This window comes from Cyclobacterium plantarum (assembly GCF_011290685.1).
GTDB classification, from domain to species: domain Bacteria; phylum Bacteroidota; class Bacteroidia; order Cytophagales; family Cyclobacteriaceae; genus Cyclobacterium; species Cyclobacterium plantarum.
This window is the reverse complement of the sequence record NZ_JAANYN010000003.1, coordinates 551,224-564,907: the sequence shown is the minus strand read 5'-3', so window position 1 is coordinate 564,907 and position 13,684 is coordinate 551,224. Positions and strand designations below refer to the sequence as shown.

Sequence of the window (13,684 nt, the reverse complement as noted above, 5' to 3'; positions counted from 1 at the left end):
TTTTTAAATGAGTTGATGGGGATTTATATACTGATCTTCAGTCCCCCCTGAGCATATAGGATAATATCTGCCAATTCCCGGAAGGCACCTTTTCCTCCTTTTGTAAGGGTAACGTAATCCACCTTGTCCCGGATGTAGGCCATGGCATCAGCAGGTGCGGCCGACAAGCCTACTTTGCCGAGCAATTCCAGGTCAATGAGGTCATCCCCTATATAGGCTACTTCAGAAGTAGAAATGCCCTTTTTTTCTATTATTTCTTTCAAGGTAGCCCATTTGTCCCGGACACCGTGAAAATGAAAATCCACCTTCATTTGTTCACATCGAACCTGCGATACCTTCACATTCCTGCCTGAAAGGATGCCGGTTTGAATTCCGGACAATTTCAGGTAAGCAATGATCTGCCCGTCTTTTACCTGAAATTTTTTATATTCCATTCCATTGTCATCCAGAATGATTCCCCCATCAGTCAGGACACCGTCCAGATCCGATACCAGAAGCTTGATCAGCATTGCTTTTTGAAGCAGGGTTCCGGGAATGTGCTTGAAATGATCCATTATCTTTTGTTTTTCCACTGAATGGAATAAAGATCCAATCTTCTTTGGGCCAGGTTCCTCACACTACCTGCTTTTCGCAACTTGGTCAGCAAATCCAGGTCAACGTCAGCCACAATGGTGGTCTCCGTATTGAGTGAGGCCTCTGCGATGATGGCATCGTGAGGAAATGAAAAGTCTGAGGGGGAATAGATGGCCGCTTGTGAATGTTGAATATCCATGTTTTCCACCCTTGGCAAATTACCTACGGAACCGGTAATGGCCACATAACATTCGTTTTCTATCGCCCTGGATTTGGCACAGGTACTTACCCTAAGGTAGGCATTTTTTGTATCTGTCCAAAAGGGAACGAAGAGGATGTCCATTTCCTTTTCGGCCAAAATGCGGCTCAATTCAGGGAATTCAATGTCATAACAAATCAAAATCCCCACTTTACCTGCATCCGTATCAAAAACCTTGATCCCGTTTCCTCCCTGCAGGCCCCAGTAGGATTGTTCATCAGGAGTAATGTGCAACTTATATTGTTTGTCCATGGTGCCATCCCTTCTGCACAAATAACTCACATTACGCAATTTTTTTCCATCATATTCGGGCATACTTCCGGCGATGATGTTCACATTGTAGGAAAGGGCCAGATCCCGCATGCGGTTTACAATCTCTTCTGTGTACTCCGCCAAATTTCTGATGGCTTCAGAAGCATCCATTTTGTTAAATTCAGCAAGCAGCGGCGCATTGAAAAACTCCGGGAACAAACAGAAATCAGACTTATAATCCGATACCGTATCGACAAAAAACTCCACCTGCTGCATCAGATCATCCACATCATTGAAACGCCTCATTTTCCATTGGACCAATCCAAGCCGGACGATGGTCTTTTTATTACCGATTAGTTTTTCCTCCTTCTCGTAATAGATGTTGATCCATTCCAACAAGGTGGCATATGCCCTGGAGTCGGTGTCTTCCGGAAGGTATTTGGTGATTACCTTTCTCACATGAAATTCATTGGCCAGCTGAAAGGAAAGCACGGGGTCAAATATTTCCTTGTTCTTGACCAATTCAATGTATTTCCTGGGAGACATCTGGTCAGCATATTTGTTGTAGCCCGGTATCCTGCCTCCCGCAATAATTGACCTGAGGTTCAGGTTTTCGCAAAGCTCCTTCCTGGCATCATATAGCCTTCTGCCCAATCGAAGCCCCCTGTACTCCTTGTCTACAAATACATCTGTACCGTATAGGGTATCCCCTTCTTCATCATGGGTATCAAATTTGCCGTAGCCGGTGATCTGGTCATAGGTGTGGTTGTCTCCATATTTGGCATAATCGACAATCAGACTCAGGGCCACAGCGACCACTTTTCCATTGTCTTCCAGACAAATCTGCCCTTCCGGAAAAGCATTCAGTTGGTTCTTGAATTCCTCCTTGGTCCAGGTCATTCCCTGGGTTTTGTAGGCGGAAACCATGATTCCACGGATATCATTGAAATCGGAATGTTTGATATTCCTGAGTTTGAGTCGGTGTTCGAGTTCTTCTTTTTGTTTACTCATAACGTAAAATTAATTACAAATTTACCTAAATTGATGGCTAATGATGAATACCCACCAGAATTTATCGGTCTTTTTTCAACATTTGAACAAAGCGAGAGGACTGTGGTTTTAAGGATCGAATGTAATGAAAGGTCCTTTAATGACTGTCAAAAAAAATACATATATTGGAAATCGTCAAATACCTGCTTGCGGACAAAACCCCTAAAACTGCAGCCTGAGAAAAATGAAGGAAATAATTGAAGATATAAAAAATGGCGATTTCGAGGCCTTTTTAGGGCATTTCAACGATCTGTTGAACCTGAAACTTTTGATGCTGGGGGAGACCAAATTAACCCTGGGTTTGTTTATCAGTCTCGTCGTGGCAATTTTTTTACTTTTTTTTATTGCCGAATTGGCCAGAAAATTTTTGGCCAACAAAGTGCTGACACGCTACAAACTGGAAGTTGGCGTCAGGCAATCTATTGCCACTATATTTAAATATGTACTGATCATTTTTGGCTTGGTGACCATCCTCCAAAACAGCAATGTGGACCTGAGTGCCCTAGGCATTTTGGCGGGAGCCATAGGGGTAGGGATTGGCTTTGGACTGCAGAATATCACGAATAATTTTATCAGTGGCCTGATCATCCTCTTTGAGAGGCCCATCAAGGTAGGTGACCGGATAGAAGTCGATGATGTTTACGGGGATGTGATCAAAATCTCCGCCAGGTCCACCATGGTACTGACAAACGATAATATTTCCATTATTGTACCCAACAGCCAATTTATCGACAATGCGGTGATCAACTGGTCGCACAATGACAGGAATATCCGGTTCAATATCCCCGTGGGCGTTTCCTACCGGGAAGACCCGGCAAAGATCAAAAGAATTCTACTTGAGGTGGTCAATGCCAATGAGGGGGTGCTTAAATTCCCGGAACCTGATGTGCTGTTTGAGCAATATAACGACAGTAGCATTGATTTTAACCTCAGGGTTTGGACCTCTCAATATATCAATAAACCCAAAGTATTAAAAAGCCAGTTGTATTATGAGATCTTCAAAAGGTTTGGTGAGGAAAAGGTAGAAATTCCTTTTCCTCAGAGAGATCTTCACATTCGATCCGGCCTGGAGAAATTTACTCCTTCCTAATTTTTTTTATTATTGCCTTTTATTTTATATTTAGGCTTTAAAACCCAAGGGGTTACATGGGTGGGATATAGGTGAAGTTTTTTATGCATAAATTCTTTTTGTTTGCAGTATTTTTTTTGCTGTTTCTTTCAACAGAGATACTGGCCCAAAGCATGTATAGGTTCAGGTTTGAAGAACCCTGGTCATTCTCCCTGCAAGCAGGACCTTCCCAATATTTCGGAGATTTGTATGCTTTATGGCAGTATAGTGAAGGGATACAGCCTGATTATAATGCTGCTATGAGTGCCAGGTACACATTCGGTACCAACCTTAAAGCCAGGGTAGACCTTACTTATTACCAGATATCAGGTCAGGATGTCAAAGCAGATCCAAGAAGTGGCCGTATTCCGAGAGATTTAAATTTTAGAAGCAGAAACTGGGAAGCAGCATTTTTGGTTGAATACTATTATAAGCCGGTAAAAGTTTACAACATCACCCGTGAATTCATCAATCCCTATGTGTTTTTTGGAGTAGGAGCAAGTACCAATAATCCACGGACCCTTTACCGGGAGAATTGGGTCGATTTGAGGCCTTTGAGAACGGAGAATGAACTCTATGCAAATAGGGTAATGGTTTTTCCCATGGGTTTGGGACTGAAATACAAAGTAAATGTGTACATGGATTTTTTCATCGAGGGAAATTACCGGTTTACCCTTTCCGATTACCTGGACGATATCAGCACTTACAATATTTCCGGATATTATGAGGAGTTAATTGCTGATTATGTTTCCGGGGAAAATCCCGACAGGCTCAGGCTGTCCGTGAGACAACCCAGGTACCTGCTGCCCAATGGGGAGCCTAATGTTGAACTGATCAGAAACAGCAGGGGAGCTCCACGCAGAGGTAGTGGCGACCCGCGGTTGGATGAGCCCGAGGCAAGGTATGATGGATATTTCACCTTGAATTTTGGGGCTGAAATTTACTTCTCTCAGGATATCTGGGACAACTGGATTTTCAGACACCGGGGAAGGGGGTTCAGGTTCTGGTAGATAGGTTCAATTCAAGCCTGAAGCTATTGCTGATCTACTGCGACTTTTTAGCGATTTTTTCCTAACAAGGAGTTTTAGATATCCATCTAATGTCTTATCTCAAAACCCAATTCCCCTTATTCAGGCATTGCTAAGTCAGCAGGTAAAATTGAATCACTTTGCTTTTGGCGATATTTCTGTGGTTAAGACCACGATCTAAAGTGAATACCGATATTTTTTATAATTTTGAAGCTGAATCTAACTTACAAATAGACCAATACAGCAAATGTCTGATTATAATTTTCGTGCCATTGAGAAAAAATGGCAGGGCCGCTGGGAGCAATCCAGGCTTTTTAATGCCAAAGTTGATACCGATAAACCAAAATTTTATTCTTTGGACATGTTTCCCTATCCCTCAGGAGCAGGTCTTCATGTAGGGCATCCACTGGGATATATTGCTTCCGATATCGTCACCCGGTACAAAAGGTTGAAGGGCTTTAATGTTTTGCATCCCATGGGTTACGATTCCTTCGGACTTCCAGCAGAGCAATATGCGATTCAGACAGGGCAGCATCCGGCCATTACCACCGAAAAAAACATCGCGAGATATACGGAGCAACTGAAAAATATTGGTTTCGCATTTGATTGGGAAAAGGAGGTAAGGACCTCTGAACCGGATTACTACCGCTGGACCCAGTGGATTTTCATGCAGCTTTTTGACAGCTATTATGATCTGGATGCGGATAAAGCAATGCCCATCAGTCACCTGGTTTCGATTTTTGAAAAAGAAGGTAGTCAGGGAGTTCGCGCCGTTTGCGATGAAAACCCGACTTCTTTCAGCCAGGCGGACTGGCAGGGCTTTTCGGAAGCACAACAACAGGAAATATTATTGCAGTACCGGCTGACTTTCCTGGCAGAGACCACGGTCAACTGGTGTGCGGCCCTGGGTACCGTGCTTTCTAATGATGAAGTCAAGGACGGCTATTCCGAAAGAGGAGGCCATCCGGTAGAAAGGAAGCGCATGATGCAGTGGAGCATGCGGATCACTGCCTATGCAGAGCGACTACTCAAAGGCCTGGACAAGCTGGAATGGCCGGAGCCGGTCAAGGAGATGCAGCGGAATTGGATTGGAAGGTCTGTTGGCGCAGAAATGGTCTTCGATATTGAAGGACATACAGATAAAATCAAAGTATTTACCACAAGAATAGATACCATTTATGGGGTAACCTACCTGGCTTTGGCACCGGAACATGAGTTGGTAGGACAATTGATTACTGATGAGCAGCGGGAAGTTGCCGAATCCTACGTGGCCCAGGCCAAGAACCGTTCCGAAAGGGACAGGATGGCCGATGTGAAGACCATTTCGGGTGCATTTACCGGGAGCTATGCGACCAACCCTTTTAACGGGGAACAAATCCCCATCTGGATAGCAGACTATGTGTTGGCCGGATATGGTACCGGTGCCGTGATGGCCGTGCCCGCACATGATGAGCGGGATTATAATTTTGCCAACCACTTCGGTCTGGAAATCAGACAGGTGATAGAAGGGAGCATGGAAGATGGTTCTTTTCCCGGTAAGGGAGGCACGATTATGAATTCCGGATTTATCAGTGGTTTGGAAATGCAGGCGGCCATGGACAAGGCCATCGCCTTTCTGGAAGAAAAAGGAATAGGAAAGGGCAAGATCCAATATAAAATGAGGGATGCCATCTTTACCCGGCAGCGGTACTGGGGGGAACCCTTGCCCGTGTATTTTAAAGAAGGATTGCCCTACCTGATAGCTGAAAAGGATTTGCCCCTCAGGTTGCCTGAGGTGGACAAGTACCTGCCCACCGAGGATGGGGCGCCACCGCTGGGAAGAGCCAGAGACTGGACTTACACCACTTCAGAGGGGTCTTTTCCTCTGGAAATGAGCACCATGCCGGGCTGGGCCGGGTCGAGTTGGTATTTTTTCAGGTACATGGATGCCAAAAACCAAGACGTTTTTGTCAGCCCCGAGGCGGCAGATTATTGGGGAGCAGTGGACCTGTATATTGGTGGCGCAGAGCATGCTACCGGGCATTTGTTGTATTCCAGGTTCTGGACCAAGTTTCTCTATGACCGTGGCCTGGTGCCCATAGCCGAGCCATTCCAGAAAATGATCAACCAGGGCATGATTCAGGGCAGGTCAAATTTTGTGTACCGGAAAAAAGGCAGCAATACCTTTATCAGCCATGGATTGATCGGGGACCATGAAGTGATCCCCATGCATGTGGATGTCAATATCGTCCATAACGATCATTTGGACCTGGAGGCATTCAAACAATGGCGACCTGATCTGGCTGACGCTGCATTTCTGCTGGAGGATGGCAAGTATGTCTGTGGTGCCGAAGTGGAGAAAATGTCCAAATCCAAATACAATGTGGTCAATCCGGATGATGTGATCGAGAGCTATGGGGCGGATACCCTGCGCCTGTACGAAATGTTTTTGGGCCCGCTGGAACAGTTTAAGCCCTGGAATACCAATGGGATAGATGGGGTTTTCAAATTTTTGAAGAAATTGTGGCGGCTTTTCCACGACCAGAACGGAAATTGGCAGGTGACTGAGGAGAAGGCCTCCAAAGAAGCTTTGAAAGCCCTTCACAAAACCATTCAAAAAGTGGAGGAAGATGTAGAACGCCATGCCTTCAATACGTCTGTTTCTTCCTTTATGATCTGTGTCAATGAGCTGTCTGCACTCAAGTGCAAGCAAAGGGAAGTTTTGGAGCCCCTGTTGGTCATCCTTTCCCCTTATGCGCCCCATATAGCGGAAGAGCTTTGGGAGAAGCTGGGGCATGCCCAATCCATCATACATGAGCATTATCCGCAGGCGGAAGAGCAATACCTTACCGAGGACAGTCATGAATACCCCGTTTCCATCAATGGCAAAATGCGGGCAAAGATCAAGCTGTCACTGAGCCTTTCCAGGCCCGAAATCGAAGCTGCTGCTCTGGAGCACGAGGACCTGCAAAAATGGATAGCCGGCAAAACACCCAAAAAAGTCATCGTGGTCCCCGGCAAGATTGTGAATATCGTGCTGTGATGGGTTTTTGCCGGGGTGGAGATGGTGTTTGTTTACAATGGTTAACCGAAAAGGGAGGTTGATGGGGGATACATAAGTTATCTGCAAGCCTTTTTTACTATGTTATATGACTAGAATTTTATTGATTTTAATAATACTTATAAGTTCATGTAATAATCCTAAAAATGCGTCTAATGGTGCAAAACCTAATACTTTAGTGGGTACTTTCTCAAATTCATTGCTGAAGCCTGAACATATCTTACAAGGTGAGGTCAAAAAAATAGAAAAAAACATTATTAAAGCCCTTACAACTAATAATTCAGATTCGGTTCAGCAGGCCCTTGAGGAAATATATTATTGGGATCAAGTTTATAGAGATAGCACTCAGAAGGGTTTCAATCTAGTCAATCGATCAAAACAAAAATATTTTTTAATAGAGAAAATGAATGAAAATATTGTATTAAATTTTTTAAAAGAATCTGGTTGGCCTAAAACAAAAAACATGACCAAAAAAGCACAAGATGCTTTTTGTCTTGTTGTTATCCATAGTCAGAATAAGGAATTAAATATAATCTCGTCTTCGCTATTGGATGAGGCATTTTATATGGATTCTTCGATGAACAATGAACTGTTTGCTGCCACCTACGACAAAATACAAGTGAGTTTTGGCCGAAATTATAAATTTGGTACGCTTCGATTTAAAAAAGAGGAACATCATGATACTACTATGATTAAAATCAATAAAAACAGGCGAGCAATTGGATTATCAGATATATAAACTAAGATTGGACGATTAAAATAAAGGACCAGCAGAAAACTTCATCTTGGATAAAGCCTAAATCCCGGTAAAGATTCTATTTTGTACTTCCAATAAAATCCGGTCATAAGTCTAGGGCTCCGGAAGGACCCGCAGTCTCCAAGCCGAATCCCGTTAGGGATCATATCAAAGGTGAGCTGGTATAAAATTCAACGGTTCGGAAATTCCTAACCGTTCACAGGGAAGGAAACCGGGAGGTTAGTAGAGAATTGCTGCACTATAGTTTAAGCGTCATCCTTTTTGGGAGTTTGGATAAAATCCAAAAGAGGCAAGTAATTCCGTATTTCGGCTTCAGACTCCAAAGATGCATTTCCGAACTTCAATACTACGGTTCCGAACTGAAACGATCCGTTTTTTAACCGCAAACATCCACCTTTTTACCCGGATCAGCCGCCAAAATGGCATCCTATTCCGCCTTTTAGCTGCATTGACCCACTTCCGAACCGCAAGCTTGCGGTTCAGAACCTGACAGGCCGGGTTCCGAAGTACTACCCCCCAGTTACGAAGTACCCTCTTCAAGCCGAAAATTCGAAAAGCTTCGGTCAACCTGTCAGGGTTTTTCTATTTTGACTGGAAAGTCTCGGTTTTTGGGTCAAAATCAGACCTTCCGAACCTTAAGAGGGGACTTCCGAACCGCAACGTTCGGGTTCCGAACTTCGTGCTTGTCAGTTTGAAGTCCCCCTCCCCACTTGGGAAGTAGGGAGGGGGACTTTGGTTCAATTCATAGTAAATTACCTTATATTGAGAAATGATTTCGTATGATGCAGCTCCATTTTCCAATGGGGCCTTCTTAAACCCTATAGAACGCAAAACCACATGCCCAAAGAGAGTAAGGACAAAAAGGTTCAATCCATTTCTGAAATACCATTCTCCGAATGGAAGACCATACTGATAAACGTAAAAGACCAGATTGGTGAAAACAATGTAGTCATTGTTTCGGCCGGTGTAGGATTTTTTGGCTTTTTGGCCATTTTCCCCGCAATTATGGCCCTGATATCCATTTATGGTTTCGTCATGGATCCGCAGCAAATCGAGGAGCAGGTATCTAAAATCAGTTCGATGATGCCAGAGCAGACACATGAAATCCTCCAATACCGGGTGGATCAGTTTATCAAGCCCACGGGAGATTCCCTGGGATGGGGTACCATTTTCGGAATTCTGCTGGGTATCTGGATTGCCAATATTGGGACAAAATCATTGTTCAGGGGAATAAACATCGCCTATGAAACCAAAAGTAATCGGGGGATCATCAAACACAATGCGCTTACTTTATTATTTACCTTTGGGGCCATCATTTTAATCATTCTAAGTGCTGCCCTGATCGTGGCATTTCCCTCAATAGTGGAACAAATAGGTTTACCGGATAATATTGAAAGCCTTATCAGTTGGCTGCGGTGGTTGATCATGGGGCTTATTCTGGTGGGTAGTATTGGCCTGATTTACAGATTTGGACCGGGAAGGAAGCGGCCTGAGTTCAAGTGGGTCATTCCAGGTGCCGTATTAGCCAGCCTTTTGTGGCTTTTGGCTTCCTGGGGATTTTCATTTTACATCCGCAATTTCTGGAATTTAGGTGAAATTTATGGCTCCATTTCAGCCGTTGTTTTTCTGATGCTCTGGCTTTTTATCAGCACTTTTATTATTCTCCTGGGAGCAGAATTGAATTCCGAAATTGAGCAACATGCCCTTAAAGATCCGGTTGATCCTAAATAACACCGAAGTTATTAAACAGCATCCATTTTCAACCACTGGAAGTGGGGCCGGTACCTAGGCTAAACCCACAGTAAAAAATAAAAAAGCTTCTCGTTAAGGAGAAGCTCTAACTGGCTGATTTTCAATGTACCAGGAGCGGGAATCGAACCCGCACGGCCTAATGGCCACAAGATTTTAAGTCTTGCGTGTCTACCTATTCCACCATCCCGGCATGTATAGAAAGTCCAAAGTTAGGTAAAATCCAGGATTTTACCTTTACCAAACACCCCCTAAATAAGAAAGCCCTGATTCAGGGCTTTTCTTGGAGCGAAAGACGAGATTCGAACTCGCGACCCCGACCTTGGCAAGGTCGTGCTCTACCAGCTGAGCTACTTTCGCTGATCATGATATAAAACACGAAAAGTCTTTTCTTACCGTATTTGTGAGTGCAAATTTACGCTATAATTTCTATTCTCCAATAATCCACAGGAAATTTTTACGCCATAAAACCTAGCCCCCTGAGCCTAAAACCACTAGCCTATTCCAAAATTTTCTTGACCTCATTCAGTTTCAGCAAGGCCTCTACCGGAGAAATGGTATTGATATCCAGGGATTCCAGCAAATCCCTGGCTTCCTTAAACTTGGGGTCAATCTCAAAAAGACTCAATTGATAATTGTTTTTGGGCATGTCTTTCATCTTTTCCTGATGCTGCTGCAACTGCTTGTCCTTTTCCAGGTACTTCATGATCTCCGCCGCCCGCAACACTACCGGATTGGGCATGCCGGCCATCTGGGCCACATGAATGCCAAAACTGTGCTCACTCCCCCCTTTTTCCAACTTGCGCATAAAGATGACCTTGTTGCCTACCTCTTTTACCGAAACATTGAAATTCTTTACCTTCGGAAAATCCGTCGCCAGTTGGTTCAATTCGTGATAATGGGTGGCAAAGAGGGTTTTGGCCTTGCACCTGGGGTGGTTATGCAGGTATTCCACAATCGACCAGGCAATGGAAATACCGTCATAGGTAGAAGTACCCCTTCCGATTTCATCCATCAGCACCAGACTGCGATCGGAAAGGTTGTTCAAAATACTCGCCGTCTCTGTCATCTCCACCATAAAGGTAGATTCTCCCTTGGACAGGTTATCGGAAGCGCCTACCCGGGTAAAAACCTTATCCACCATGCCTATGCGCGCAAAAGAGGCGGGCACAAAACTTCCCATTTGCGCCATCAGGACTATCAGGGCTGTCTGCCGCAACAACGCAGATTTACCCGCCATATTGGGTCCCGTGATGATAATGACCTGTTGGGAAGAATTATCCAGGTAAATGTCATTCGGCACATATTCCTCTCCTATGGCCAGCTGCTTTTCGATAACCGGATGACGGCCATCTCTGATTTCTATCGATTCGGAGCCGGTAATCTTGGGGGCACAGTAGTTGTTTTCCGCAGCTACTTCGGCAAAACTCAATAAGCAGTCGAGGGCCGCCAGCACCCGGGCATTTTGCTGGATCTGCGTCACATAATCCCCTGCATCCTGTACCAGCAACTGGAAATACTTTTGCTCCAATGCCACCAGCCGCTCCTCCGCATGCAGGATTTTTTCTTCATAGGTTTTCAGTTCCTCGGTAATGTATCGCTCGGCATTGACCAGGGTCTGCTTGCGGATCCACTCTGCCGGAACCTTGTCCTTGTGGGTATTGCTTACCTCCAGGTAATAACCAAAAACCTTATTGAAGGCCACTTTCAGGGAGCTGATCCCTGTCCGTTGCACCTCTCTTTGCTGGATCTGCACCAGGTAATCCTTACCGGAATTGGCCAGTTTGCGGTATTCATCCAGGTCCGGGTCTACCCCATTTTTGATAATGCCCCCCTGATGGGTCAGCATGGGGGCATCATCCATCAATTCCTTTTCAATTTTCTCCAGCAGGTAAGCACAGGTATTCAGCTGGTCTGCAAGCTTCTTCAGGGAGCCATGTTTTTGCTTACCAAGCAGGTCCTTGATGGGAAGGGTACTTTTAAGGGCCTTTTTCAGCTGGTTCATTTCCCGGGGATTGATCCTGCCCACCGCCACTTTGGAAATCAGCCTTTCCAGGTCCCCTACATGCTTGAGATGGGAAAACAATTCCTCCCTCAGTTCCGCTTCCTGATAAAAAAAATCAACCGATTTTTGTCTTTCGACGATGGGTTCTTTCTCCTTTAAAGGAAGCACCAGCCATTTTTTCATCATTCTGCTACCCATAGGCGTCTGGGTCCTATCCAGAATCTGGATGAGGGGAATCCCCCCTTCCTGTTGGGAAAAAATCAATTCCAGATTGCGGATGGTGAATTTATCCAGCCAGACATATTTCTCCTCCGCTATCCTGGATATAGCCGCAATATGCCTGACTTCCTTGTGCTCGGTTTCTTCCAGGTAATACAAAACGGCACCTGCCGCAATGGTGCCCAATACCATATTTTCTATGCCATACCCCTTCAGGTTATTGGTACCGAAATGATTGACCAGTTTCTCGTAAGTATATTCCTGTTGATACACCCAATCCTCACAATGAAAAGTGGTGAAATCATTTTTCAGCAAAGCCCCTGCGGCAGCCCGCGAAGCCTTGGAGTGGATCACTTCAGAGGGGTTAAAACTTTGCAGCAGTTTTTCTATATAGGATTGGTTGCCCTGTGCACACATGAACTCCCCGGTAGAGAGATCCAGGAAAGCGATTCCAAGTTGCTCTCCCTCAAAATGAATGCTGGCCAAAAAATTATTCCTTCTCTTATCCAGTACATTGTCATTGTAGGCAAGTCCGGGAGTGACCAGTTCCGTGACACCCCTTTTGACAATACCTTTTACCTCCCTGGGATCTTCCAGTTGGTCGCAAATGGCCACCCTGTTTCCAGCCCGCACCAATTTGGGCAAGTAGGCGTCCAGGGAATGATGGGGAAATCCCGCCAGTTCGATATGCGAAGCAGACCCGTTGGCCCTTTTGGTCAGCACAATATCCAGGATTTTGCTGGCCTTGATGGCATCTTCTCCAAAAGTTTCATAAAAGTCCCCTACCCTGAAAAGCAATATCGCTCCGGGATGTTTTGCCTTGATGGCATTGTACTGTTTCATCAGAGGGGTTTCTTTCACTGCCGGTTTAGCCATGTGAGCATTGTGTTTTGTAAAATAAATCCTGAATTTACCGCTTCCTTAGGATAAACAAAAATAAGGTAAAAAATAAGGGCTTTCTAATTTTTCAGCCAGCACTTATCTTTACATCTTTAAACCCTGTCCGAATATGAAAAAACTTAGTTTAGATGAGCTCAACCGCTTATCTGTTGAGGCATTTAAAAAAGCCGATAAAAACCCAATTGTATTGGTTTTGGACAATGTACGCAGCCTGAACAATGTTGGTGCTGCTTTCCGCACTGGAGATGCCTTCCTGGTCGAGAAAATATTCCTCTGTGGCATCACTGGTACCCCACCGCACCGGGACATTCACAAAACGGCCCTGGGTGCTACCGAATCCGTGGCCTGGGAATACCGCGAAAACACCATTGAGCTGATCAGGGAACTCCACCACGAAGGCTACCAGGTTTGCGTGCTGGAGCAGGCATCCCATAGCATTCCCTTAAACCGCTTTCAGCCAAAGCCCGGCCAGCCATATGCCCTTGTTTTTGGGAATGAGGTCTTTGGTGTACATGAGGATGTGGTGCTGGCAGCAGATCATGTGCTGGAAATCCCCCAGCTGGGTACCAAGCATTCCCTCAACATCTCTGTCACAATTGGCATTGCCTTGTGGGACCTGGTCTGCAAGACTGAGGGATTGGAAAAATAAACTGATCTTCTGCACGAAACTATGGGGAGCTATACCAACCTTGTCTTAAAGGTACCGTTTATAGTCAAAAAAGACCATCATTGAACTTACTCTGA

9 protein-coding genes and 2 tRNA genes are annotated in these 13,684 nt (G+C 45.0%); 6 read left to right on the top strand and 5 right to left on the bottom strand.

Features of this window, described 5'->3' with window-relative positions:
• Positions 1 to 23: 23 nt before the first annotated feature.
• On the bottom strand, positions 24 to 554 hold the full coding sequence (locus tag G9Q97_RS10180; RefSeq protein ID WP_166146431.1) for a KdsC family phosphatase: 531 nt from the start codon (positions 552 to 554) through the stop codon (positions 24 to 26).
• On the bottom strand, positions 554 to 2,095 hold the full coding sequence (locus tag G9Q97_RS10175; protein WP_166146429.1) for a carbon-nitrogen hydrolase family protein: 1,542 nt from the start codon (positions 2,093 to 2,095) through the stop codon (positions 554 to 556). The genes G9Q97_RS10180 and G9Q97_RS10175 overlap by 1 nt, the downstream gene beginning before the upstream one ends.
• Before the next feature lie 223 nt (positions 2,096 to 2,318).
• Between G9Q97_RS10175 and G9Q97_RS10170 the strand changes: the two genes are divergently transcribed.
• The 5 genes from G9Q97_RS10170 (at position 2,319) to G9Q97_RS10150 (ending at position 9,798) form a co-directional block, all read left to right on the top strand.
• Complete coding sequence (locus tag G9Q97_RS10170; protein WP_166146427.1) at positions 2,319 to 3,224, top strand: mechanosensitive ion channel family protein; 906 nt, start codon at positions 2,319 to 2,321, stop codon at positions 3,222 to 3,224.
• 152 nt (positions 3,225 to 3,376) lie between these two features.
• Positions 3,377 to 4,252 carry a DUF6089 family protein gene (locus tag G9Q97_RS10165; protein WP_246255561.1) on the top strand — a complete coding sequence of 292 codons (876 nt, stop codon included), beginning with the start codon at positions 3,377 to 3,379 and terminating at the stop codon, positions 4,250 to 4,252.
• A 265-nt stretch (positions 4,253 to 4,517) separates the two neighbouring features.
• Positions 4,518 to 7,292, top strand: coding sequence for a leucine--tRNA ligase (leuS, locus tag G9Q97_RS10160; RefSeq protein ID WP_166146423.1), 2,775 nt, complete (start codon positions 4,518 to 4,520; stop codon positions 7,290 to 7,292).
• Positions 7,293 to 7,398: 106 nt separating this feature from the next.
• On the top strand, positions 7,399 to 8,049 hold the full coding sequence (locus tag G9Q97_RS10155) for a hypothetical protein (RefSeq protein WP_166146421.1): 651 nt from the start codon (positions 7,399 to 7,401) through the stop codon (positions 8,047 to 8,049).
• A gap of 855 nt (positions 8,050 to 8,904) precedes the next feature.
• The gene (locus G9Q97_RS10150) at positions 8,905 to 9,798 is read left to right on the top strand and encodes a YihY/virulence factor BrkB family protein (RefSeq protein ID WP_166146419.1); all 894 of its coding nucleotides are present in this window, start codon (positions 8,905 to 8,907) and stop codon (positions 9,796 to 9,798) included.
• A gap of 127 nt (positions 9,799 to 9,925) precedes the next feature.
• Here G9Q97_RS10150 and G9Q97_RS10145 read toward each other — a convergent pair.
• The 3 genes from G9Q97_RS10145 to mutS all read right to left on the bottom strand — a co-directional run bounded on the left by G9Q97_RS10145 (position 9,926) and on the right by mutS (position 12,916).
• Positions 9,926 to 10,009, bottom strand: a tRNA-Leu gene (locus tag G9Q97_RS10145).
• Positions 10,010 to 10,100: 91 nt separating this feature from the next.
• A tRNA-Gly gene (locus tag G9Q97_RS10140) sits at positions 10,101 to 10,176 on the bottom strand.
• Positions 10,177 to 10,315: 139 nt separating this feature from the next.
• Complete coding sequence (gene mutS / locus G9Q97_RS10135) at positions 10,316 to 12,916, bottom strand: DNA mismatch repair protein MutS (protein ID WP_166146417.1); 2,601 nt, start codon at positions 12,914 to 12,916, stop codon at positions 10,316 to 10,318.
• A gap of 133 nt (positions 12,917 to 13,049) precedes the next feature.
• Between mutS and G9Q97_RS10130 the strand changes: the two genes are divergently transcribed.
• Complete coding sequence (locus G9Q97_RS10130; RefSeq protein ID WP_166146415.1) at positions 13,050 to 13,589, top strand: RNA methyltransferase; 540 nt, start codon at positions 13,050 to 13,052, stop codon at positions 13,587 to 13,589.
• Positions 13,590 to 13,684 lie beyond the last annotated feature (95 nt).

Bases quoted from the DNA above. Each gene is read 5' to 3' on its own strand.
- G9Q97_RS10180 (WP_166146431.1), bottom strand. From the start codon at position 554: ATGGATCATTTCAAGCACATTCCCGGAACCCTGCTTCAAAAAGCAATG.
- G9Q97_RS10175 (WP_166146429.1), bottom strand. From the start codon at position 2,095: ATGAGTAAACAAAAAGAAGAACTCGAACACCGACTCAAACTCAGGAAT.
- G9Q97_RS10170 (WP_166146427.1), top strand. From the start codon at position 2,319: ATGAAGGAAATAATTGAAGATATAAAAAATGGCGATTTCGAGGCCTTT.
- G9Q97_RS10165 (WP_246255561.1), top strand. From the start codon at position 3,377: ATGTATAGGTTCAGGTTTGAAGAACCCTGGTCATTCTCCCTGCAAGCA.
- leuS (WP_166146423.1), top strand. From the start codon at position 4,518: ATGTCTGATTATAATTTTCGTGCCATTGAGAAAAAATGGCAGGGCCGC.
- G9Q97_RS10155 (WP_166146421.1), top strand. From the start codon at position 7,399: ATGACTAGAATTTTATTGATTTTAATAATACTTATAAGTTCATGTAAT.
- G9Q97_RS10150 (WP_166146419.1), top strand. From the start codon at position 8,905: ATGCCCAAAGAGAGTAAGGACAAAAAGGTTCAATCCATTTCTGAAATA.
- mutS (WP_166146417.1), bottom strand. From the start codon at position 12,916: ATGGCTAAACCGGCAGTGAAAGAAACCCCTCTGATGAAACAGTACAAT.
- G9Q97_RS10130 (WP_166146415.1), top strand. From the start codon at position 13,050: ATGAAAAAACTTAGTTTAGATGAGCTCAACCGCTTATCTGTTGAGGCA.